The organism is Flavobacterium sp. KMS, assembly GCF_000813005.1.
Classification (GTDB): Bacteria; Bacteroidota; Bacteroidia; order Flavobacteriales; family Flavobacteriaceae; genus Flavobacterium.
In genome coordinates this window covers 40,263-63,752 of the sequence record NZ_JSYP01000016.1, presented here as the reverse complement: position 1 = coordinate 63,752, position 23,490 = coordinate 40,263, and the positions used below count along the sequence as shown (strand labels likewise).

At 32.3% G+C, this 23,490-nt stretch carries 20 protein-coding genes; 6 read left to right on the top strand and 14 right to left on the bottom strand.

Annotated features, from left to right (window positions below):
• Window positions 1–5: 5 nt before the first annotated feature.
• From OA93_RS16610 to OA93_RS16590, 5 genes are all read right to left on the bottom strand, one after another.
• Complete coding sequence (locus OA93_RS16610) at window positions 6–1,130, bottom strand: serine hydrolase domain-containing protein (RefSeq protein ID WP_052259484.1); 1,125 nt, start codon at window positions 1,128–1,130, stop codon at window positions 6–8.
• Window positions 1,131–1,180: 50 nt separating this feature from the next.
• Complete coding sequence (locus tag OA93_RS16605; RefSeq protein WP_039114592.1) at window positions 1,181–1,912, bottom strand: head GIN domain-containing protein; 732 nt, start codon at window positions 1,910–1,912, stop codon at window positions 1,181–1,183.
• Window positions 1,913–1,934: 22 nt separating this feature from the next.
• A complete protein-coding gene (locus OA93_RS16600) occupies window positions 1,935–2,996 on the bottom strand; it encodes a hypothetical protein (RefSeq protein WP_039114632.1) in 1,062 nt (353 codons plus the stop codon).
• Window positions 2,980–3,516 carry a hypothetical protein gene (locus OA93_RS16595; RefSeq protein WP_039114591.1) on the bottom strand — a complete coding sequence of 179 codons (537 nt, stop codon included), beginning with the start codon at window positions 3,514–3,516 and terminating at the stop codon, window positions 2,980–2,982. Before OA93_RS16595 ends, OA93_RS16600 begins: the two co-directional genes overlap by 17 nt.
• Window positions 3,517–3,608: 92 nt before the next feature.
• Window positions 3,609–4,163 (bottom strand): RNA polymerase sigma factor, encoded by a 555-nt coding sequence (locus OA93_RS16590; RefSeq protein WP_035627285.1) that lies wholly within the window; start codon window positions 4,161–4,163, stop codon window positions 3,609–3,611.
• Window positions 4,164–4,469: 306 nt separating this feature from the next.
• On the opposite strand from OA93_RS16590, the gene lon reads away from it, so the two are divergent.
• From lon to OA93_RS16570, 4 genes are all read left to right on the top strand, one after another.
• The gene (gene lon / locus OA93_RS16585; protein ID WP_039114589.1) at window positions 4,470–6,923 is read left to right on the top strand and encodes an endopeptidase La; all 2,454 of its coding nucleotides are present in this window, start codon (window positions 4,470–4,472) and stop codon (window positions 6,921–6,923) included.
• A 611-nt stretch (window positions 6,924–7,534) separates the two neighbouring features.
• Complete coding sequence (porQ, locus tag OA93_RS16580) at window positions 7,535–8,557, top strand: type IX secretion system protein PorQ (RefSeq protein ID WP_039114587.1); 1,023 nt, start codon at window positions 7,535–7,537, stop codon at window positions 8,555–8,557.
• Window positions 8,558–8,603: 46 nt separating this feature from the next.
• On the top strand, window positions 8,604–9,296 hold the full coding sequence (gene cmk / locus OA93_RS16575; RefSeq protein WP_039114585.1) for a (d)CMP kinase: 693 nt from the start codon (window positions 8,604–8,606) through the stop codon (window positions 9,294–9,296).
• 67 nt (window positions 9,297–9,363) lie between these two features.
• Window positions 9,364–10,740 carry a nucleoside permease gene (locus tag OA93_RS16570; RefSeq protein ID WP_039114583.1) on the top strand — a complete coding sequence of 459 codons (1,377 nt, stop codon included), beginning with the start codon at window positions 9,364–9,366 and terminating at the stop codon, window positions 10,738–10,740.
• Window positions 10,741–10,826: 86 nt separating this feature from the next.
• Here OA93_RS16570 and OA93_RS16565 read toward each other — a convergent pair whose 3' ends face one another.
• A complete protein-coding gene (locus OA93_RS16565) occupies window positions 10,827–11,342 on the bottom strand; it encodes a hypothetical protein (protein ID WP_039114581.1) in 516 nt (171 codons plus the stop codon).
• A 115-nt stretch (window positions 11,343–11,457) separates the two neighbouring features.
• On the opposite strand from OA93_RS16565, the gene OA93_RS16560 reads away from it, so the two are divergent.
• Both OA93_RS16560 and rpsA read left to right on the top strand, forming a co-directional pair.
• Window positions 11,458–12,000, top strand: a complete 543-nt coding sequence (locus tag OA93_RS16560; protein WP_039114579.1) for a hypothetical protein — start codon at window positions 11,458–11,460, stop codon at window positions 11,998–12,000.
• A gap of 429 nt (window positions 12,001–12,429) precedes the next feature.
• On the top strand, window positions 12,430–14,208 hold the full coding sequence (gene rpsA, locus OA93_RS16555) for a 30S ribosomal protein S1 (RefSeq protein WP_039114576.1): 1,779 nt from the start codon (window positions 12,430–12,432) through the stop codon (window positions 14,206–14,208).
• 320 nt (window positions 14,209–14,528) lie between these two features.
• Here rpsA and OA93_RS16550 read toward each other — a convergent pair whose 3' ends face one another.
• The 8 genes from OA93_RS16550 to OA93_RS16515 form a co-directional block, all read right to left on the bottom strand.
• Window positions 14,529–15,071 (bottom strand): biopolymer transporter ExbD, encoded by a 543-nt coding sequence (locus OA93_RS16550; protein ID WP_039114573.1) that lies wholly within the window; start codon window positions 15,069–15,071, stop codon window positions 14,529–14,531.
• 59 nt (window positions 15,072–15,130) lie between these two features.
• A complete protein-coding gene (locus OA93_RS16545) occupies window positions 15,131–15,661 on the bottom strand; it encodes a biopolymer transporter ExbD (protein WP_039114572.1) in 531 nt (176 codons plus the stop codon).
• Window positions 15,662–16,093: 432 nt separating this feature from the next.
• Entirely contained in the window at window positions 16,094–16,510 is a 417-nt protein-coding gene (locus OA93_RS16540) for an OsmC family protein (RefSeq protein WP_039114571.1), read from the bottom strand.
• 205 nt (window positions 16,511–16,715) lie between these two features.
• Entirely contained in the window at window positions 16,716–19,751 is a 3,036-nt protein-coding gene (locus OA93_RS24200) for a choice-of-anchor I family protein (RefSeq protein ID WP_052259483.1), read from the bottom strand.
• A gap of 212 nt (window positions 19,752–19,963) precedes the next feature.
• Window positions 19,964–20,716, bottom strand: coding sequence for a triose-phosphate isomerase (gene tpiA / locus OA93_RS16530; RefSeq protein ID WP_039114569.1), 753 nt, complete (start codon window positions 20,714–20,716; stop codon window positions 19,964–19,966).
• A 42-nt stretch (window positions 20,717–20,758) separates the two neighbouring features.
• Window positions 20,759–21,253 (bottom strand): TlpA disulfide reductase family protein, encoded by a 495-nt coding sequence (locus OA93_RS16525; RefSeq protein ID WP_039114567.1) that lies wholly within the window; start codon window positions 21,251–21,253, stop codon window positions 20,759–20,761.
• Window positions 21,254–21,558: 305 nt separating this feature from the next.
• A complete protein-coding gene (locus tag OA93_RS16520; protein ID WP_039114566.1) occupies window positions 21,559–22,224 on the bottom strand; it encodes a hypothetical protein in 666 nt (221 codons plus the stop codon).
• Between the two features lie 161 nt (window positions 22,225–22,385).
• Window positions 22,386–23,486 carry a BT_3928 family protein gene (locus tag OA93_RS16515; RefSeq protein ID WP_039114565.1) on the bottom strand — a complete coding sequence of 367 codons (1,101 nt, stop codon included), beginning with the start codon at window positions 23,484–23,486 and terminating at the stop codon, window positions 22,386–22,388.
• Window positions 23,487–23,490 lie beyond the last annotated feature (4 nt).

Below are 23,490 nucleotides of genomic sequence, written 5' to 3'. Positions count from 1 at the left end.
CGGCTTTATTTGCCAGAGTTTTTTAAATCGGTCAATAAACCTAGAGATGCAGCTTCAAGGTAAGTGCCTGAATTGTTATCGCTTTGATTCATAATAATTATAAAACCTAAATTATATTCAGGATATATTTTTAGCATATTTTGCGTGCCATTAGAGCCACCATCTTTGGCATAACTAAGCTTTTTGTTACTGTTCTCCTGAATTTCCCAAAAATAGCCCATATCACCATTTACATAGATTCTTCGATGCGATTCTATTACAACCTTATTGGTCGTATCTAATTCAAATTTTATGAATTTCATTAAATCACTCATTGTAGATTTTAGCATTTTTGAAGCTCCCCAAAGATTGCTCGATAAATTTGTCATTAACAATCCACTTCCGTTATAACCATTTGCAAGAACATCATTAGGAGCTAATTTTACCTTTGTGTTTTTCATTCCTGCTTTGTCAAAAATCACCTGACGCAATAGGTCTTCATAATTTTTTTTGTAAACATTTTCCAAAATATGTGCACATAATTCGGGACCTAAAGCTCCGTATTTAAACGCTGGGCTTGAGCCTGGTAAAGTATCAACTTTTACTTTTCTTAAAGCGTTAAAAAAATCAGTTTTGGTGTAAGATTTATCTAGTCTGTTTTTATGAACAAGAAAGCTATCAGGACTAAATTTTTGTCTTATTTCTTTGGTATCAGGAAAAGGAGTTAGAATTCCGCTTCGGTGTGTAATTAGATTTTTTATTTTGATAGGAGTTCCTTTAAATTCTAAATTCGGGAATCCTTCATTGAGATACTTTCGAATATCATCGTCTAATTTTAATTTTCCATCTAAAACTGCATTTGCAACAAGAGTTCCTGTAAATACTTTAGTAGTAGACGCTATTTCAAATAGCGTTTCGTTTGTGGCTTTATTCCCTTTTCCTTTATCTATTTCGCCATAATGTCTGGTATACGTTTTGCCGTCTTTTATTATACCAATAGAAACCGAATAGGCTTTTGAATCTTTTAGTAATGCATTGGCATTTTTATCTATAGATGCGAAAATTTCTTTTTCGCTAAGAGTGTTTATTTTTTGCTGACTTGAGCATGAAAAACCAATGCTTAATAAAAAAGCAATAATTATATTTTTCATAGTTAGTTTTTTTTGTTTAATAATTATTGCTTCTTTGGGATCTTTATTTTTTAGGCTTTCGAGATACTTCCTGAGCCGCTTACTTTGGTATCTTTTGTTTTGGGATCTCCCTTATATTGAATATCGCCTGAACCCGAAACTCTGGCTTTTAGGTTTTCGCTACAAAAAACTTTGCTGTCTCCAGATCCAGAAATGGTAATATCTACATTTTTAGCTTTTAATGCATCCGAATCGATATCGCCAGAACCAGACAATTTTGTTGTGAAATTTCCAGTATTTCCTTTTAAAACAACATCTCCGGAACCGCTTACGGCAAGGTTAAATGAAGTTGTGTCAACATCTAGATCTAAATTTCCTGAGCCTGATAACGCTGCCGAAAAAGAATCAGATTTTATTGTACTCTTAGATCTTACATCTCCAGATCCTGAAAGTGTAACACTAGATATTTTTTCGAAAGGAATAGTTAGTTGGATGTTTTTACCCATGCTCGAACTAATATTTTTGTTTTTTTCGGTGTAAATTTTAAGGACATTGCCTTCAACTTCAACTTTAATATACTGTTGTAAATTTTCTTCGGCTTTAACTATAATTGCACCTTCTTTCCCTGCAACTAAATCGACATCAAACGATCCCATTACTTTAATATCATCATAAGAGCCAGTTGAGCGAGTATTGGTTACAACTTTTCCATTTCCTTTTATGCGTTCTTTAGACCATTGTGCATTGGCAACTGTACTTAAAAAGAATACGCTACAAACTAATAATTGAATTGATTTTTTCATTTTTTGATTGATTTTTAATGATTTATTGTTTTTTAACTAATGATATACTTCCATAACTTGAGATAAGAACGACTTTGTTTTGTCCTTTTTTCTTGTAAAACCCGTCGATTTTTTTTGCATTACTCTTTTCTTCACTATTAGAAATCTGAAGAGAAGAATCGGTTTTTATGCCAGAATATCTTGCCGAAATATCAAAGTCGAAAGCATAGTTGCTATCATATCCCAGTGATATATCCGAATATCCAGAGGTAACATTTATATTATTGGCTTTTTCGTTTATGATTCCTACAGCCAGATTACCATAATTAAGATCTATGCTTAATGTATTTAAAATTTCACCAATATTAACAGTCAGATAATTTCCTGCTCCTGCAATAGAACCCATTTTCTGAAATTTAAATGTTCCGTAATTACAATCGTACCTAATATTCTGACCATCCCCCATAACAATATCAGTATAATTGGTGTTAAGATTAATTCTTCCAGCACTATTAATTTTAAGTCCTGAATATCTCGCTTCTAGATTTCCGTTTTTAATATATTGTATGCTAGAGTTTTGACAATATTCTATATGAATTGTATTTGCATTCCCATTTAATCTGCCCAGGTTTACTTTGCCATATTTACAAAAGATATCTGTAGTTGATGCTAAATCTCCTGTAGTGATATTTCCGTATTTATTATTAAGCTTTACAGTTCCATTTTTCGGGATTTTTAAGGTGTAATTAATCTCAAAACTATTATTACTCCCTTTGCTTTTGTATGTTGAGTTCCCAATGCTTGTGCTAGCAGTAAGCATTGATTTTAATGCTGTGATATTTACATTGATACTGTTTAATTTTTCGTTTACCCAGTTTTCATTGTTTCCAGATACTTTTATAATTACTTCAATATCAATTTTATCTTCATCCCAGGTTGTAACCGTGATATTTCCGTATTTACTGTCTATATCTATTCCAGCATCAGAGTTAACGATATAGGTTTTTTTGATAACTTTTTGCTTTGTCGAATAACCATCGTCGTTTGCAAATCCTAAAAAAGGAATTATCAGTAATAAGATAAGGAAGTTATAGTGTTTTTTCATGAGTGCTGTTTTTAAATTTTTCATTTTCGTCAATACGGGTTAATACATTTTGCAAGAATGAAATACGGGTTTGTAAATTGCTAATCATAGCGTAAATAATCTGTTTGTTTTCGCCGTTTTTTTGTAGTTCGGTAATGATTTTTGCATAATCATTATCCATAACTTTCATTTGTTTAAGGGCATCGCTAATTATTTGCTCGTTTTCGGGCGATTTCTTGTCATGAAGTTTTTCAAGTTCATTGGCAATTAGAGCTCCAAAAATAGAATCTGTTCTTTTGGTTTCCTGCGAGGCAAATTTTAATTCTTTTGGTTTTTGATTTGCATTAAAAAACACAGAAATCCCCAGCATAAGTACTATCGAAGCAGCGATAGCATATGTAATTGTATAATTCTTTTTCGGTTTTGTTTTCTTTAATTTATTTAAAAAATCTGCTTCATGTTGGGGTTCCATCTCCTGAATATCCCACTGGTTTTCAAACTTTTCAAATAATTGGTCTAATTTGTCATTTTCCTTTTTCATATATCCAAATTTTTATTTTTTAGAGGTGATATATAGTATCGCCTTTTTGATAATTAGTTCTTTGTTCCCACAAAATTGTTTAAGTGGCGATTTCATATCTCCTCTAATTTTTTTCTTAAACTGTTTTTAGCTCTGTTTAATGTGGTCCGGCAGTTGGCATAGCTAATAGTAAGTATTTCACTTATTTCTTCTTGATCGTACCCTTCAATATAAAATAAGGTCAAAACCATTCGATAGTTATCCTTTAAACTTAAAATAGCTTCCATGACTTGTTTTACTTTCAGAGAATCCAGATCTAGATTTTCAGAAAAGAAACTATCATTTTCCTCTATTTTGTATAAAGTCTTACTAAGATCTTCTATTTGAAACTTATTGTTTTTTTTGTAAAAATCAATACTGTAATTAATTACGATTTTCTTGAGCCAGGCTCCAAAAGCGACTTCTTGTTTATAGTCATCAATTTTGGTGAATGCTTTAAGAAAAGCTTCTTGCATAACATCTTGAGCATAGTGTTCGTCTTTTACAATACGATACGCAACATTATACATGGCTTTACAGTATCTGTTGTATACTTCAAATTGTGCTTTTTGATTCTTTTGTTTGCACAATGTTATTAATTCTTCGATATTTTGGTTAGTTATATTCAAGTAGCGTCTAATGGTTTTTATTAATGACGGTGGTTTTTTTGGTTTGTTACACTTTTGATAAAATTAAATGTAAATTTTTTATAAAAGTTTTTTTGAGGCTTTAATTTAAAGCGAAACTTTCTATATTGCCGATTCTTAAAAATCAAAGTCGTTGTTTGCATTTGTTTGGCACAATGATTGTCTATTTTTATAGTTATGCAAATAAATTAAGCTCCTGTGGCGTTTTTATTTGAGATTAAGCAAGTTTATTCGATAATTTGCGATTTGAATTTATTTTTTTAATGACAAAACGACTTATATTATACTATGTCAAATCATAAAATACTTACTATTGACAATCTGTCACTTCAAGAATTTGATTCTGAAGCCGAATTAATACCGTTATTGACTCCTGAAGATGAGGAAGAAATGAATAACGAAGAATTACCTTTTTCGTTACCAATTTTACCTTTACGCAACACTGTTTTATTTCCAGGAGTTGTTATTCCTATTTCTGCAGGTAGAGATAAATCTATAAAACTTATAAATGATGCAAATGCGGGTGATAAAATCATCGGAGTTGTATCTCAGATAAATGAAGAAGACGAAGATCCATCCAAAGATGATATTCATAAGGTAGGAACAGTTGCGAGAATTCTTCGTGTCTTGAAAATGCCTGATGGAAACATCACGGTTATTTTACAAGGAAAAAAACGTTTTGAAATTGCTGAGGTAATTTCTGAAGAACCTTATATTACTGCAAATGTAAAAGAGGTTGAAGAAACGCGTCCAGATAAAAACGATACAGAGTTTAATGCTATTGTTGATTCTATAAAAGAATTAGCAATCCAGATTATTAAAGAAAGCCCAAGTATCCCATCTGAAGCTACATTTGCAATTAAAAATATTGAAAGCCAATCGTTTTTAATCAATTTTGTTTCGTCGAATATGAATTTATCGGTGAAAGAAAAGCAAGGATTACTTTCGATAAATGGCTTAAAAGACCGTGCGCTTGAAACGTTACGTTACATGAACGTTGAGTTGCAAAAATTAGAACTGAAAAACGATATACAATCAAAGGTTCGTTTTGATTTAGATCAGCAACAACGTGAGTATTTCTTGCATCAGCAAATGAAAACCATTCAGGAAGAATTGGGTGGTGTTTCGCAAGAGGAAGAAATGGACGAGATGAGTCTAAAAGCCAAAGAAAAGATTTGGGATGAGAAAACGCAAAAACATTTCGAGAAAGAATTGTCTAAAATGCGAAGAATGAATCCGCAATCGCCAGATTTTGGTATCCAAAGAAACTATCTAGAGTTATTTCTGGAATTACCTTGGGGAACATTCTCTAAAGATAATTTTGACTTAAAACATGCTCAAAAAGTATTAGATAGAGATCATTTTGGTTTAGAAGAAGTAAAGAAAAGAATGATTGAGCATTTGGCAGTTTTAAAATTGCGAAATGACATGAAATCACCAATTATATGTTTAACAGGACCTCCGGGAGTTGGTAAAACATCGATAGGAAGATCTGTTGCCGAAGCTTTAGGTAGAGAATATGTACGTATTTCGCTTGGTGGATTACGTGATGAAGCCGAAATACGTGGACACAGAAAAACATATATTGGAGCAATGCCAGGTAGAATAATCCAGAGTTTGAAAAAAGCTGGAACTTCTAATCCAGTTTTTGTTTTAGACGAAATCGATAAATTATCAAATAGTAATAGCGGTGATCCATCATCAGCTTTACTAGAAGTTTTAGATCCAGAACAAAACAATGCTTTTTATGATAACTTCCTTGAAATGGGATATGATTTATCTAAAGTAATGTTTATTGCAACTTCTAATAATATGTCGGCTATTCAACCAGCGTTAAAAGACAGAATGGAAGTTATCAAAATGTCTGGATATACAATTGAAGAAAAAGTAGAAATTGCACGTAAGCACTTGTTTCCAAAACAACTTTTGGCTCATGGTTTAACTGCAAAAGATTTGACTATTGGTAAAAAACAATTAGAAAAAATCGTTGAAGGATATACCAGAGAATCAGGTGTTCGTAATCTTGAAAATAAAATGGCTCAAGTAATCCGTAATGCTGCTAAATCGGTAGCGATGGAGGAGGAGTACAATAAAAAAGTAACCGACGAAGATATCGTTAAGATATTAGGTGTACCAAGATTAGAGCGTGATAAATACGAAAGCAATGATGTTGCTGGTGTAGTAACAGGACTAGCTTGGACAAGCGTTGGTGGAGATATTCTTTTTATAGAATCATTAATATCCGAAGGAAAAGGTTCTTTGAGCATTACAGGGAATTTAGGAACTGTAATGAAAGAATCGGCTACAATTGCATTAGAGTATATTAAGGCAAATGCTAAGAAACTAGGATTGAATCCAGAATTGTTCCAGAAATACAATATTCATATTCACGTACCAGAAGGAGCAACTCCTAAAGATGGTCCGAGTGCAGGTATTGCAATGTTAACTTCATTAGTGTCATTATTAACACAAACTAAAGTGAAGAAAAACACTGCAATGACTGGAGAAATCACTTTGCGTGGAAAAGTATTGCCAGTAGGCGGAATCAAAGAAAAAATATTGGCTGCCAAAAGAGCTAACATTAAAGAGATTATTTTATGTCATGAAAACAAAAGTGATATTGATGAAATAAAACCAGAATATTTAGAAGGTTTAACTTTTCATTATGTGAAAGAAATGAGTGAAGTTTTAGCTCTTGCTTTAACAGATCAGAAAGTTAAAAATGCTAAAGATTTGAAATAAAAGACATTGAATAGGTCTTAAAGACAATTCAAAATCTGAAATAAAATTCCAGATTCTAAACGATATAATAAAAAGTTTAGGGTTTGGAATTTTTTATTTGATACATAGAAGATTTAAGCAAATTTTCACCATTAAGTAATTAAGAAAAGTTAAGTATTCGGGACGAGAAGAAATCCGTATTTATCCGTATTTTCGCTTTAGCGAATCCGTTTAATCCGTTTAATCCGTGTGTCATTTGCGCTGAATTTTCACCATGTAAGTAATTAAGAAAAGTTAAGTATTCGGGACGAGAAGAAATCCGTGTTTGTCCGTGTTTTCGCTTTGGCGAATCTGTGTTATCCGCATGCCATTTTCGCTAAATTTTTTACCGTTGAGTAATTAATTAAGAAAAGTTAAGTAAGCCCCAAACTTGTCTTTCCTGTAAAAATGAATATTGTGTTTAATCCGCGTTACTTTGGCAACGAGTTAAACCAGATAGAAGCTGCAATACATAATAAGTTTAGGTTTTGGAATTTTTATTTTAAATTGAAATCCACAATTTGTAATTTGTCACATTATAATTTTATCTTCGCAGCTGCGTTTTAGTAAAAGGTAAAAGCAATATATAAAGCATGCTAAAAAAACTGGGATTCTTTTATTTATTTACTTTTTGTACTGTTTCCTACGGGCAAATAGGAGGTAAGTATACCTATCAGTTTTTAAATCTAATGCCTTCGCCCAGACAAGCCGCTTTAGGAGGTAAAGTAATCACCATTTATGACGACGATGTAAATCAGGTATTGTTTAATCCTGCGACTTTAAATCAGGATATGAGTAATCGTCTGGCATTAAATTATGGAAGTTATTATGGCGAAGTAACTTACGGTAGCGGTTCTTATGCATATACATATGATCAGCATTTACAAACTTTTCAGGCAGGCGTAAGTTATGTCAATTACGGAAATTTTGACGGATATGATGAGAATGGTCAGGCAACTTCGGATTTTACAGGAAGTGAAGCAGCATTATCCTTTGGGTACGCTTATAATATTCCATATACAGACATTCATATTGGGGCAAATGCCAAGCTGATTTCTTCGACTCTTGAGAGTTATCATTCTTTTGGTGGAGCTCTGGATTTAGGGATGATTTATATTGACGAAAAAAATGATATAAACTGGGCTTTGGTCATCAGGAATATAGGAACTCAATTTAGTACCTATTCAGGGATTCATGAAAAATTGCCTTTGGAGGTAATTGCAGGGGTTTCGCAAGAATTAGAAAATGTGCCTATTAGATGGCATCTTACATTAGAGAATTTACAGCAATGGAATCTTGCTTTCTCTAATCCAGCACGAGCAGAAACTGGTATTGACGGAACTACAACCGAAGAAAATGTGTCATTTTTTAATAATGCATTACGTCACGTGATTTTTGGGGTTGAACTTTTCCCTAAAAGAGCGTTTAATTTGCGACTGGGATATAATTTTAGAAGAGGCGAAGAATTGCGAATTCTAGAGCAACGCAATTTCTCTGGAATGTCTTTAGGTTTTGGACTAAAATTAAATAAATTGAAATTTAATTATTCCTATTCCAGATATAGTTTAGGAGCAAACACAAATCTTTTTGGGTTAACGATTAATTTTCAGGACTAAAAATAAAATAATAGAATTACTATCTTTAAACATTAAAATCGATATTTTGAAAAAAATAACAATAGCTATCGACGGATTTTCGTCAACGGGAAAAAGTACTTTGGCAAAACAATTAGCAAAAGAGTTGGAATATGTATATGTAGATACTGGTGCAATGTACCGTGCAGTAGCGCTTTATGCTATGAAAAACGGATATATAAATTCAGATTCTTTTGATAAAGAAAAGCTTGTTGCTAGTTTACCTTCTATACAATTGGTTTTTCAATTTAATGCCGATTTGGGTTTTGGAGAAATGTTTTTGAATGGCGAAAATGTAGAAAAAGAGATTAGAACAATTGAGGTTTCTAGTTTTGTGAGTAAGGTTGCCGAAGTTTCTCAGGTGCGTTCTAAACTTGTAGAGCAGCAACAAGAAATGGGAAAAAATAAAGGTATCGTTATGGATGGCAGGGATATAGGAACTGTAGTTTTTCCAGATGCTGAACTTAAAGTATTCATGACAGCAAGTGCAAGTACACGTGCACAAAGACGTTTTGACGAATTGCAACAAAAAGGAGATGATGTATCTTATGAAGAAGTCTTGAAAAATGTAGAAGAACGTGATTATATCGATACGCACCGTGAAGATTCACCATTGGTAATTGCCGATGATGCTGTAGAGATAGATAATTCCTACCTAAATAAAGAAGAACAATTTGCAGCCGTTATGGAATTAGTGAATGATGTTGTAAAAACAGCTTAATTCTTTGCAGATTTCATTTTAAATAGTAGTTTTACCGCCTAATTTTATTTTAAAGACAATTCATCATATGGGAATTAAAAACAGATTGATTATAATGAGCTTTCTTCAGTTTTTTGTTTGGGGAGCGTGGCTTATTACAATCGGAAATTATTGGTTTGGAACAAAAAATTGGGAAGGAACTCAATTTGGTCTAGTTTTCGGAACCATGGGAATTGCTTCTTTATTTATGCCAACTCTTACAGGAATTATTGCTGACAGATGGGTAAACGCCGAAAAATTATATGGTGGTTTACATATAGCATATGCTTTAGTTTTGTTTGGAATAGCACAAGTTACAACTCCAGATCTTTTTATATATGTTATGCTTGCTGCAATGTGCTGCTATATGCCTACAATTGCATTGAGTAACTCCATCTCATATACTTCGCTTAAATTAAATAATAAAAATATCGTAAAAGATTTTCCACCCATTCGTGTATGGGGAACAATAGGTTTTATTGTTGCAATGTGGATTACGAATCTTAGCGGAAATAAATCAACAGAATATCAATTTTATATCGCCGGAATTGCGGCATTGATATTAGGAGTATATTCGTTTACCTTACCTAAGTGTAAGCCACAACGTTTAACTAAAGAAAATGCTTCGTTAACAGAAACATTAGGATTAGAAGCTTTTAAGTTATTTGCAAATTATAAAATGGCTTTATTCTTCGTGTTCTCTATGTTTTTAGGAGGAGCTTTGCAACTTACAAATGCTTACGGAGATGTTTTCCTGGATGAATTTAAGCATTTTCCTAAATATGCCGATTCATTTGTAATCCAGTATTCTACAATTATCATGTCGATTTCTCAGGTTTCTGAAACCTTGTTTATCCTGGCAATTCCATTTTTCTTAAAACGTTTTGGTATCAAACAAGTAATGCTTATTAGTATGCTTGCTTGGGTATTACGTTTCGGATTATTTGCTTTTGGAGATCCTGTAAACGGTTTATGGATGATTATTATGTCATGTGTGGTTTACGGAATGGCGTTTGACTTCTTTAATATCTCAGGTTCATTATTTGTAGAAAGTAATACGGATTCTAAAATACGTTCTTCGGCACAGGGGTTATTTATGATGATGACTAATGGTGTTGGGGCAATTCTAGGAAGTTTAACTTCGGGATGGGCAATAGATAGATTCTTTACAAAATCATTTAAAAACTCATCTGAATTAGCTGGATTTTTACAAACAGACGCAGCAAATCCTAAGATGTTAGAATTTGTAAAAAGCCATGGAAATACAGTTTCTCCTGATGGTATTTTTGGTAGTGAAATTTTAATGAAAGACTGGCATAACATCTGGTTGTCATTTGCAGCTTATGCCTTGGTTATTGCGATTGCTTTTGCTATTTTATTTAAGCATAAACATGATCCAAAAGAATTTGAAAATATGAGTCATTAAGAACTTATTGATATATTTTAAAATCCCGTTTTCTAGTTATAGAAAACGGGATTTTTGTTTATTTTTGTTATTCAAAATTATATGTTTCACCCCAACGACGCAATCAGGTTTTCTACTTGCTTTTTTTGTTCGGCATATTTTTGTTGCAGTTCAGAACCTTCGCCCATTCGGTTGTAATATTCTAAGCCTTTGTTGGCGAAGAACTTTTTGTGAAAGTTGGATATTTCGGGAAGGTTCGGAAACAGAATATTAAAATTCATTTCGTAATAAGCCTGCCATTCTCGTTCGTTTTTATCTAAAATATATGGTTTTATAGTTTTTTGGTTTACATGAACCATTTCGTGAGCTATAAGAGTGAGCATTAATTCTAGAGGGAACTCAAATGTGTTTTCTGGAATTCGGATGATTTGTGTTTTTCCAAAATCACCTTCGGTAGTCATTAGGATAAAACTAGGTTCGGCTTTTTCTCTAAATTCAAATCCTTTTAAGTTAGAATTCTTGAGATTATACTTTTTTAAAAGCCAATAAACAGTATTGATAACTTGTCCGTTTTTATGGAAAGTATCAATTTTTAGTTTTATTTCTTCTAGTGTTAATGTCATGAGATAAAAATAAGAATTTTAAACTTTTATAGTATCATTTAGAGTTTTAATTAAAACTTATTGTATAAATTCGCTTGATCAGTTTGGAGAATGAAGAAATATAAAAAAAATATTTATGAGAGATTTGAAATTGTTTTTTCTAATTTTTTCGTTGCTCACTTTTGGTAGTATTTATGCTCATAAGGATAGAGGCGAGTATCCAAAAAGTATTAAATTTATTTTTATTGATAAAGAGGTTTTAGTATTGAGTTATGATGATTCAAGATTAAAAAATATTTGCGATGAAATAATTTCAGGAAAAAGGAAATTGACAGAAGTGTACGTGACGTATAAAACCGGTGAAGTAATAAGTGCAAAATTTAATGGTAAAAATTGGACTTCAATTAGTATATTATATAAAAATAAAAGAGTATTTGTTGACAAAAATATCTTAGAAAAAATTAAAGAAATTCATTTTTCAACACTCACTTTGTCTTGGTCATCAGATTACGATAAGGCTTTCTCATCATCTTACTTTATAATAAGTTTTGATATGGGATCTGAACTTTTTTATGATGAGTTTCCTAATGTACAATTGTTTTTTAACAAGCAAGTATTTTCAAAAGCTCAAGTTTGGAAACAAATTAGTAAAGACGGTAAACAGGGGAGTAATTTGTAACCTTAAATTTACCGCGAAGGAGTAAGTATATTTTCGAAAACTTTTTCTAACATTTCAATTTAATAACCCGACAGATTTAAAAAATCTGTCGGGTTTCGTTTTAGCGTTAGTAAAAAGTTCTTAAAAACTACAAAACCTCTAATCTAGCCCCGATAGAAGTGAGAATACTTTTGTGCCGGGGTTCGGCACAAAAGATTGTAACGAATAGCGGGACTTTTGGTCTTGAAAACGGTTAAATCTTCTGCTTCTGAACAATTGGCGGATAATCATTTGGAATTGTTTTGCTATTACAAATAAATGTATTAATTTTGCAGACCTTTTGGCGGAGAAGAGTTTCCATTAGGTATCAACTATTTATGTAAAACAACTTCTGTTTTTTCTATCGCTTTATGAAACTCAAGAAAAGCAGAATACAAATTTTTTATCAGCATGTCTGAACAATTAAAATCACAAGAAGAGTTTTTAGCAAATTTTAACTGGCATAACTTCGAAGAAGGTATCGATGCAGTAGATGAGAAAAACTTACAAGAATTCGAAGACTTAGTATCAAAAACTTTCATCGCTACAGATCAAGAAGAAGTAGTAGAAGGTGTAGTTGTTAGAATTACAGATAGAGACGTTATCGTTGATATCAACGCAAAATCGGAAGGTGTTATTTCTTTAAACGAATTCCGTTACAACCCAAACTTAAAAGTTGGTGATAAAGTAGAAGTATTAATCGACATCCGTGAGGATAAAACAGGTCAATTAGTATTATCTCACAGAAAAGCTCGTACTATTAAATCATGGGATAGAGTTATTGCTGCAAACGAAACAGGTGAAATCGTTAATGGTTTTGTAAAATGCAGAACTAAAGGTGGTATGATCGTTGACGTTTTTGGTATTGAAGCTTTCTTACCTGGATCTCAAATTGACGTTAAGCCAATTAGAGACTATGATGTATATGTAAACAAAATGATGGAATTCAAAGTGGTAAAAATTAACCACGAATTCAAAAACGTTGTTGTATCTCATAAAGCGCTTATCGAAGCTGATATCGAAGTACAGAAAAAAGAAATCATCGGTCAATTACAAAAAGGACAAGTATTAGAAGGTGTTGTTAAAAACATTACTTCTTATGGTGTGTTCATTGACTTAGGTGGTGTTGACGGATTAATTCACATTACTGACCTTTCTTGGAGTAGAATCAACCACCCAAGTGAAGTTCTTGAATTAGACCAAAAATTAAACGTTGTAATCCTTGATTTCGATGATGAGAAAACAAGAATTCAATTAGGATTGAAACAATTAAACGCTCACCCATGGGATGCTTTAGATGCTAATTTAACTATTGGTGATAAAGTAAAAGGTAAAGTAGTTGTAATCGCTGATTACGGTGCATTTATCGAAGTTGCTGAAGGTGTTGAAGGTTTAATCCACGTTTCTGAAATGTCATGGTCTACTCATTTACGTTCTGCACAAGATTTCGTAAAAGTTGGAGATGTTGTTGAAGCTGTTATCTTAACTTTAGATAGAGATGACCGTAAAATGTCATTAGGTATCAAACAATTGACTCAAGATCCATGGACTGATATTACTTCTAAATACCCAGTAGGTTCTAAACATACAGGTATCGTTAGAAACTTTACAAACTTTGGTATTTTCGTAGAATTAGAAGAAGGAATTGATGGATTAATCTACATTTCTGACCTTTCTTGGACTAAGAAAATCAAACACCCATCTGAATTTGTAAATGTTGGTGAGAAACTTGATGTAGTTGTATTAGAATTAGATGTTGAAGGACGTAAATTATCTTTAGGTCACAAACAAACTACTGCTAATCCTTGGGATCAATACGAAGATTCTTTCGCTGTAGGAACTATCCACAATGGTGAAATTTCTGAAATCGTTGATAAAGGAGCTACTGTAGAATTCGGAGATGATATCGTTGCTTTCATTCCTACTCGTCACCTTGAAAAAGAAGACGGAAAGAAATTGAAAAAAGGTGATACTGCTGATTTCAAAGTAATCGAATTTAACAAAGAATTCAAAAGAGTAGTTGCTTCTCACACTGCTATCTTCCGTGAAGAAGAAGAGAAAAACGTGAAAGCTGCAACTGAAAATACTTCATCTAACTCATCTACAAATGCACCAGCTGCAACTTTAGGAGATAACAATGATGTATTAGCTGCATTGAAAGCTAAAATGGAAAAAACTGAGAAAAAATAATTCTTAAGTTTATCTAAATATAGAAAGTCCCACAGCAATGTGGGACTTTTTTTTGTGTTCTTTAGTTTCTGTTTTTTTTTTGTTTCATGTTTTACGTTTCGCACAATCTTGTCTTTTCGAGGAACGAGAAATCTCCGCAAGTAACTCGACAATCAGGAAAAGCTTTGAGTTAGTTTCTTGTAGAGACCCTTCCTACGTCAGGGTGACAAGATTGGGTAGAAACAAAAATTATCTATATACAAGTTTGTGCACAATGCAATCCCAATCTTGTCTTTTCGAGGAACGAGAAATCTCCGTTAGCTACATCAAATAGGTATGTTTTATCTAGCAGCTAATAATTTTGATTCCTCAGGCGTAAAATCATTTACAATTGTATACGTTTCAATTTTAGCAATTGCTATTTCATCCAAAATGTCAATTAAATTTTTATAATTTGATTTTTTGCTTGGTTTTATAATTACAGTAACTCCTCTTCCTGGTTTTCCTATATTAGAAGAATATTCAAGCACCGATTCATTTCTTTTTAGTAGTTCTTCTCTAATTCCATCTTTTCCTTTTCCGTATTTCATCTTTTTTGGGGCAACAATAGGAGTTGCTAGATATCCCATATAATATATTATTTTATTATCATCTCCGAGTAATAGGGGTAAAGAACGATTTTCGCCACAACCACCAACATACAAACGACATGTTGGAGGATCTTTCTCAGGTAAGCTTAAACTCATGATTTTCGGTTTGCCCAATTCAGTTGTAACCATAAAAAATACAATTAATAAAAAAGAAACACTTACCATGGCAGTTAAATCTACACGTGCTTTTAGTTTTTTGCTTCTTACTTTCTTATCTTTTTTGTAGATTTCCATAACTGATAGATTAAAATGAATGTATTATAAAATAAGTGAGATTGATTTATTTGTGTTCTTTATCTAGCTGCTAATAATTTTGATTCCTCAGGTGTAAATTCATTTTGAATAGCATAGGTTTCTATACCAGCAATTTTCATTTCATCAAGAATATTAACTAAGTTACCGTAGTTAGATTTATTACCAGGTTTTATAACTATAATAGCCCCATTTTTAGGTTTACCCATGCTGGCAGAATATTGGAGAATAGTTCTGTTTCTATTTGATATTTCTTTTCGGATGCCATTTTTACCATACTTAATTTCTTTAGGAGCTTCAATTGGATATGATAATAAACCTGAATAGGTGACTATTTTATCATTATCTCCTAATAATATTGTATAAAAGCGATTACTATCATAACATGCTATAGGTCCACAACCTTGCTCTTTATCAGGTAGACCAAAATCAAAATTTTTCGGTTTCCCCAATTCAGTTGTAACCATAAAAAACACAATCAATAAAAAAGAGACGCTTACCATGGCAGTTAAATCTACACGAGCTTTAAGTTTTTTGCTTCTTACTTTCTTGTCTTTTTTGTAGATTTCCATGATTGTGAGGTTTTAAATGATTTAAAAGTAAATCTGAGTTAATTTAGGTATTTGTGTTATTTGGTTGTTATAAATATAATAATTTTTGAATATGATTGATAATTAAGTTGATTTGTTTTTTTTATGTATTGCTATTTCAAAACAAGATATAAATATAAAAGTCCCACAGGAATGTGGGACTTTTATATTTAATTTTCATCACATTGAGCAGAGTGAAGAGTTAGAGAACTTATCTAAAATAGTAACGCGGATTAAACGGATTTGCTAAAGCAAAAACGCTGATAGAACGGATTTTTTTAAACAATGAAATAAAACCGTTTTAATCTGTGTCTTCGCCTAAGCGAATCCGTTTAATCCGCGTACCTTTTTCAAGACAAACCAAGCCTTTGAACCTTTGTTACTTAGAATTTAAGAATCTTAGATTCTCTTTTTTTAAAGTAAATTCACCGTTAAAGTAATATTCGTTTTCAATAACTTAGATATCGGACAAATTTCTTTGGCTTTTAAAGCAGTTTTAGAAAACTCATCTTCGGTGATATTTGGAACTTTCCCTTTTAGATCCAAATTAATCTGAGTTATTGTGCCGTCTTCAAACGTAACAGTGGCTTCTGTATGCAAATCTTCGGGAATATAACCAGCTTCTGATAGTAAGAAGCTTAATTGCATCGTAAAACAGCCAGAATGAGCTGCAGCAATCAATTCTTCGGGATTGGTACCTACACCGTTTTCAAAACGGGTCTTGAACGATAGTTGTGCATTATCTAGAGTGGTACTTTGTGTACTAATAGTTCCTTTTCCTTCCATTCCAGTGCCTTTCCAGTTGGCATGTGCTTTTCTAGTAAATTTCATCTTTTTTGAATTTAATGGGTTTATTAATAATTATGACAACTCAATTAATTGGATTTTATATATTGTTTTGAATTTCAAATGATTGTATTCTCAAATATAATCAAATTTTGGTTGTAGAGACGCACCGCAGTGCGTCTTTTAGATGTTGTTAAGAAAAAAAACACGGTGAAGACGCATTACAGAGATACATTGCGGATCGTCTCTATTATTTCACAATCATTTTTTTGACAATTCCATCAGAAGTTTTTACAAAATAAATCCCTGTAGAGAATTGTGATGTATTGATGGTTTGTGCATTTTTGGTAGTTAAAACATTTTTACCATTTATATCAAATACCTGAACATCGGCAGTTCTGTTAAAATACACAATTCCTTTTTGCGACGGATTTGGGAATAATGCAAAAGTAGGAGTGCTGTCCGAAACAAAATCGGGAGCTGATAAGCTTTTGGCATTAACTTCAAAGATGGTGATTGTACCACTTATTTCATTAGCTACAAGAATATATCCTTTTCCTGTAGGGCTATTTTCGGGAGCGATATAAGTAATACCTTCTGGCCCGTGATCTCCTGCATATGCCGATGTGCTTCGGCTATTTTTGTATTCTACAAATTTTGCATTATTAGGGTCGGTCACATTATATACCATAACTCCACCAACACGTTCTAATGATATGAAAGCAAAAGTTTCGCTTCCGATTTTTGCAGTTGTTACACCTTCAGGTTCTGGACCTTTGGCACGGCTTCTTGTTTTGGCAGTATTACTTTCGTGATCAGCATTAAAGAGTAATGGTAAATTTGAAGCTGTGTACATTTCGAAGTCGTCTCCGCTATCAAAAACAATTTGTTTGGTAGTTGCATTAAAAATAGAAAAAGAACGTGTTCCTACGCAATTGATTTCCTCAAATTCTGCATCACCATCTAAATTTCCATTTAGATTTGTTGTTCTAAAACGACCCAAATTATACGTTTGTTTTAAAACAGCTGCATTAGGAAAAATAGTTGCATCTAGATTGGTTGCTCCTACAGTTGTTCTTTCTACAAAACCAGTATATTCTTTTTCGTCACCTTCATTTGCAGTAACCAAATATGTATTTGCTCCAATAGTATAATTTGCAACTCCATCAGGAAGATAAAAGGCTTTCATGGGCCAATTGGCAATTAATACTTCACCGTTGTTATCCGATACATCAAATCCGTTTCCAGGAATACTAATATCTTTTGTTCCTAATGCCCAGATATCGGTTATGGTATTATTGGTTAAATCAATCTCGGCAATAGCATTGTTTTCCTGCAAGGTTACCCATGCTTTTTTAGAGTCAGAATTTATAGTAACGTATTCTGGTTCTAAATCCTGAGATAGAGTACTCGTTAATTTCAGTTTTCGAACGCCTGACGCAATTAAAGTAGCTTCCTGAGCATTATAAGCTGTAAATAGTAATGTTGTAACATTTGATTGGTTTAAAGCGGTAATTCCGCCAGAAATATCAATTATACTTACAGAACCTTCTGGATCTACAGTATAATCAAGATTTGGTTGTCCTTCATTGGCGGTCATAACCTTTTTTCCATCTGGTGAAAATGTAATCATATCCGGTAAAGCACCTACGATTACTTGTTTTTGAAACACACCATCGGTATCAAAAAATACTACTGAACCATTAAGGGCTTCATTTGTATTTGGAGAAGCAACAGCTACAATTCCGTTTTTTACCGCAACACTTGTTACGCCACCATAAACATTCATATCTATAGATTTTATCACTTTTGGGGCTGTAGGGTCACTAAAGTTTATTACATCCAGAAATCCTGCTACTGCACTTGTAGTAAATAAGCGTTGAGAAGTTTTATCATGAACTACAATCTCGCAGGTACTAGTATTACTTCCTGATGGATCAAAACTGCCGATATAATTTAGTTCGATTTCTTTATTAGGAACAGGAGCTAAACGATCATTATCTTTAATGTAAATTGTTGCTGTTGATGTTCCTGTAATTGTAAAACCAACAGGATTTTCAAAACTCAGTACAAAATATTCAGCTTGTTGTTCTTCTAAATTATCATCGATAATAGGAATTGTAATAGTTTGCGTTAAAGCGCTTGAATTGGTAAAATGTAAGGTTTGTGTACTTAAGGAAAAATCATTAGCATCAGCGGTACTAAAAGGCGCTCCTTTTACAACTAAATCGACAGAACCAGTTATCGGACTTCCTAAATTGATTACAAAATTCAGGTTTCCTGCATTTTCGTTTACAGTAACAAAGTTTGATGCAAATGAAACAGTTGGACTAGCGGTTGTAAATAATGATGATTGTGTTGTGGCAACTGCATTGTTATTTAAATCTTCGATAGTATTTGGTAGTAATGCCAGATAATAGGTTTGATTATTAGCCAATGCTTGTGCTGGTAGAATTGTAATTACCTTATCATTTACTGTTGCGGTAAATGGAATTAGGGTTCCAGTTGCATTATTCAAACGTAATTCTAGCAAAGATGCTACATTAGCGTTATCTATAGTATTATCATTGATTAAACGGATACTTTCGTTAAAAGTAATCGTAGGATTAATTGTAGTGCTAATAGATGTACTTGCGTTTGCAGGCAAAATAGTTGCGACAGGAGCGTTTGTATCTCCGCCACCATTAGGAGTTCCTTCGGTTGTGAAATTATCAAAACGATTATTTCCGCCAGTTCCGCCAGGACCTTGAACAAATTCGACCTTTAATTTAAAATTCGAATTGTTGTTTGCGCCTGTAATTGCTGTAAAATCTAAAGTAGCCAAACCTGGATCACCGTTATTTGGGGTGACTGGAATAAAGGAGATATATGTATTTCCGTCAAGAGAGTAGAACCAATTTTGTGTTCCTGCTCCTTGTGCAGAGCGGCGTGTAGTAAATTTTACAATTATATCTTTATAGCCTGTGGTTGGTAAAGCAAATACTAGTGCGCCACCTATAGGATTACTAAAGCGGAGGTGAGTTCCTGAAACTTCACTATTACGTGAGTTTAGATTTAAGAGATCAAAATTTTGTCCAGTTCCTCCATTAAATTCTATAAAACTAGTTCCTCCTGCAATGGCAGTTATAGTAGTTCCAGAAACCAGAGCAACACTTGGAGTTGTTATAGTTGCTACAGATGCAGGATTATTAAATGACCAGTAATTAATTAATGTTTGACTCCAGGAGTAAGAAGAGGTTAGGAGTAAGAAAAAATAAAGTAACCTTTTTGTGTAAAGTTTTTTCATAGTTTGTAGTTTAATAGTAGGCTACAAAAATCACTTAAAACTGTTATAATAAGATTAATATAAAAACAAGGAATGATTAAATCAATGCTCTAAACGTTTACAAAAGGTTACGATTTGTAATTGTTATTCAGATAATTATGAATTGATTAAATGAAAAAATGGTTTGAAAGTTTTTACACTCTCAAACCATTTTTATATGTATAAGGGAAATATTAAAGTGCAGTTACAATAGCAACAAAATCATCTGCTTTTAATGCAGCTCCACCAATAAGACCACCGTCTACATCTGGTTTAGAGAAAATTTCTTTTGCATTTTCTGGTTTTACACTTCCTCCGTATAAAATAGAAACTTCTTCAGCAATCTCTTTTCCAAAAGCTTTACGAACAGTTTCTCTAATAAATTCGTGCATTTCTTGTGCTTGTTCTGGCGAAGCAGTTTCTCCAGTTCCGATAGCCCAAACTGGTTCGTAAGCTAGGATAACATTAGCCCAAGATTCTTTTTCTATTTGAAACAAACCATCAGTTAATTGGTTTTCAACCACATTAAAATGATTTCCTGTTTGACGGTCTTTTAATTCTTCTCCAAAACAGAAGATAACTGTTAACTCATGTTTTAATGCAGTATCTACTTTATTAGCAATTAGAGCATCAGTTTCTTTAAAAATAGCTCTACGCTCAGAGTGTCCAAGAATAACGTAGTTTACACCAACGCTTTTAAGCATATCTGCAGAAACTTCACCTGTAAAGGCACCGCTTTCTGCTTGGTGTACATTTTGTGCAGCAACCTCAATAGTTGTAAACTCTAAATGTGCAACTGCAGAAGCTAAGTTTACAAAAGTAGGAGCTACAATTACTTGAGCCTCACTTACAGTTGGTAATTTAGCAATTAATTCGTTTAATAAATCTTCAGTTTGTTCTGCGTTTTTATGCATTTTCCAGTTTCCTGCAACAATTTTCTTTCTCATCTCGGTTCGTTTTATTTTTTTATTTTTTGAAATTCTATACTTTTATTTTAAGCTTTGTAAAGTTTGATTGATTTTTTCAAAATCCTTTTCGATTGCACGATACAAAACAATTTTACCTTTTTTGTCCACAATGATATATCTCGGAATCCAATCCAAATCAATTGCTTTTCCAAAAACACCTTTCATACCGTCGTTCATCATAAAATGATCGCCTTTTATTTTGTGTTTTTCAATTCCAGCTTTCCATTTATCAGCAGTTTTATCCGCCGAAAGGAATAAGTAAGATACATCTGGATTGTTTGCTTGTAATTCTTTTACTTGTGGCATTGCTTTTACACAATCTCCACACCATGAAGCCCAAACTTCGATAACCAAAGTTTTTCCTTTATACTTTTTTAAGATGTCTTTAAAAGCAACCTGACTATTATCAGTCGCTAATAATTTTTCTGATAGCGCTTCTTTAGAAAAAGCAGTTTTTTGCGCATTTGTACAAGAAAACGTAACAAAAGCAATAAGCGATAGAACTATTTGTTTCATGGTTAATTATTTTTTACCAAAGTTAAACAAACAAATCGAAACAGAAATAGAGATTAACAAAATTTGAAGGCGTCCTTATTTTGTCACAAATTGAGAAGTTTTGGTTACAAAAAGGAAAATGAAATCGTAATAGTTACACCACAAAACGAGTTTTTGGAGTGTTTTTTATTCAAGAGATTTCATGAAGAGGGAAAAAAGCTGTTTTTTTATTTAGTTAGATGATTTTTAAAAGTCAAAAAACGTCTAGGTAAGCTATAAAAAATGTCCAATAAATTCTCAGTCAGAATTATATTGAACATTATATTTTATTTTAATTCGTAATTGCCATTTGCCCATTTTTTGCAAGGCACAATCCAATCATTTAAAGCTTTATATAAAAAACCATGTTTAAGACCTGTATTCAATTCAATTTCCTTGAAATGATTGATTTTTAATTTTGAAGTTTCTTTTCGTTTTATGGCTGAGACTCCGTAGATGTCTGATTTCTCATAGATTGTCAAGATATTTCCACAATAATATATAACTGGAATATTTTGAATATCAGATTCTGTAAAACAGCCGATAAATACAAAATTAACATTGGGATTTGCTAAATAAGTAGAAACGTATTGTGCAAGATAGCCTCCTTTAGAAGTTCCTATTACCGTTATTTTATTTGGTTTAACTCCTTTTTTAATTAAGCTTTTAATTTGCTTAACAACTTTTTTAGCATATCCATCAAAATCGGTATTCTTATTTCTTAGCTCACTAAAAACGATGAAGTTGTCATCTTTAAATGATTTAATGATTTCATTGTATTCTGCTCTTCCATATTCAGGATGCACAGCATTTAAATCATTTTCTTCAAGAAACTTATTATGTAAAAAAAAGATATAGGCCTGGGTTGTATCTTGTGCTTTGGCTTGACCAAAACTTAAAGAACTCAAAAGCATAAAAAATAAAATAAACACCAGATTATGTATTTTGCTCATTATGTTTTCGTTTTTTAAGTAAGAATGTTATTGACTTTGATTTTAGTAACCATATAAGTGATATAAGTAAATATAAGCGTGATTAATCAGCATAAACCTTAAATGGACTTACATCACTTATATGGTTAACTTTTTTGTAACAAACTATAATTATTCAAATTTTATAATTTCAAATCTTTAATGTCGTTATAATGTACTTTTTGAGTAATAGTTCCATCATTTAAGATTACGATACTAGGATTTGCTCTTTCGATTGTTTTTAGCGTTATAGCATCACAAAAGTAAAAATCGACATTTAGTTTATATTGTTTTTTTGCAGCAGCAATTTCATCTTGTCCCGAAGCTGTCATTGCAATTACTTTATATCCTTTTGCTTTAGCTTCCTGATTTAGTTTTTCTAATTTTTCCATTCCAGATGGCTCAGAACGAGTTAAATCATAAGTAACAAAAATCATAAGTTTAGGCTCTTTTAACAATTGATCTTTGTGGTCTTCACCATCTTTTTCCATGCTAAAATCATGAATTGGTGGTACGTAACCTTCAGTGATTACTTTGTCTTTTCTGTCAACAAAAGTAGCTCCTTCTGGAATTGCCATTAAATCTTTCTCAGTAAATTCTTTGTTCACACCATTTACGTTGTAAATAAAAATCATTTCTACAACAGATTGTGGTGCTCCTTCTGGAATTTCCATTCCCTTCTCGATGTTTGAACCTACTTTGTAAGGACGGAAATCTTTTATTGGTAAATGGTTCAATACCCAAACTCCCATAAAAATGCATAAAAATATAGTTACGTATGCAACAATATTTTGAACGCTATTACTAAATAATGGTTTAATCAATTCTTTATTAATGAACAGAATCAAGATGAAGAATAATAAAACAATATCTTTTGTAAATGATTGCCAAGGCGTTAAATGTAAAGCATCACCAAAACAACCACAGTCTTTTACTACATCAAAATATGCCGAATAAAAAGTAAGGAATGTAAAAAGTATAATCAGGATTAATAAACTCCAGATTGTAGCTTTAGATTTGTATCCAATAAGTAACATTACACCTAAAACTACTTCTAAGATTACTAAGAATAAAGCCAAAGCCAAAGTTATTGGCTCTAAAAAAGGCATATTAAATACAGGTTCGCTAAAATACTCTGCCAGTTTATATGAGAATCCTACAGGGTCGTTTAGTTTTATTAATCCAGAAATAATAAATAATACTCCAACAAAAAGTCTAGAGAATTGGGTAATTATATTTTTCATAAAA

Coding starts and splice junctions, on each gene's coding strand:
- OA93_RS16545 (WP_039114572.1), bottom strand. CDS start 15,661: ATGGAAATCTACAAAAAAGACAAGAAAGTAAGAAGCAAAAAACTTAAA.
- OA93_RS16565 (WP_039114581.1), bottom strand. CDS start 11,342: ATGACATTAACACTAGAAGAAATAAAACTAAAAATTGATACTTTCCAT.
- OA93_RS16570 (WP_039114583.1), top strand. CDS start 9,364: ATGGGAATTAAAAACAGATTGATTATAATGAGCTTTCTTCAGTTTTTT.
- tpiA (WP_039114569.1), bottom strand. CDS start 20,716: ATGAGAAAGAAAATTGTTGCAGGAAACTGGAAAATGCATAAAAACGCA.
- rpsA (WP_039114576.1), top strand. CDS start 12,430: ATGTCTGAACAATTAAAATCACAAGAAGAGTTTTTAGCAAATTTTAAC.
- OA93_RS16605 (WP_039114592.1), bottom strand. CDS start 1,912: ATGAAAAAATCAATTCAATTATTAGTTTGTAGCGTATTCTTTTTAAGT.
- OA93_RS24200 (WP_052259483.1), bottom strand. CDS start 19,751: ATGAAAAAACTTTACACAAAAAGGTTACTTTATTTTTTCTTACTCCTA.
- OA93_RS16525 (WP_039114567.1), bottom strand. CDS start 21,253: ATGAAACAAATAGTTCTATCGCTTATTGCTTTTGTTACGTTTTCTTGT.
- lon (WP_039114589.1), top strand. CDS start 4,470: ATGTCAAATCATAAAATACTTACTATTGACAATCTGTCACTTCAAGAA.
- OA93_RS16560 (WP_039114579.1), top strand. CDS start 11,458: ATGAGAGATTTGAAATTGTTTTTTCTAATTTTTTCGTTGCTCACTTTT.
- OA93_RS16550 (WP_039114573.1), bottom strand. CDS start 15,071: ATGGAAATCTACAAAAAAGATAAGAAAGTAAGAAGCAAAAAACTAAAA.
- OA93_RS16610 (WP_052259484.1), bottom strand. CDS start 1,130: ATGAAAAATATAATTATTGCTTTTTTATTAAGCATTGGTTTTTCATGC.
- OA93_RS16515 (WP_039114565.1), bottom strand. CDS start 23,486: ATGAAAAATATAATTACCCAATTCTCTAGACTTTTTGTTGGAGTATTA.
- OA93_RS16520 (WP_039114566.1), bottom strand. CDS start 22,224: ATGAGCAAAATACATAATCTGGTGTTTATTTTATTTTTTATGCTTTTG.
- OA93_RS16600 (WP_039114632.1), bottom strand. CDS start 2,996: ATGAAAAAACACTATAACTTCCTTATCTTATTACTGATAATTCCTTTT.
- OA93_RS16595 (WP_039114591.1), bottom strand. CDS start 3,516: ATGAAAAAGGAAAATGACAAATTAGACCAATTATTTGAAAAGTTTGAA.
- porQ (WP_039114587.1), top strand. CDS start 7,535: ATGCTAAAAAAACTGGGATTCTTTTATTTATTTACTTTTTGTACTGTT.
- OA93_RS16540 (WP_039114571.1), bottom strand. CDS start 16,510: ATGAAATTTACTAGAAAAGCACATGCCAACTGGAAAGGCACTGGAATG.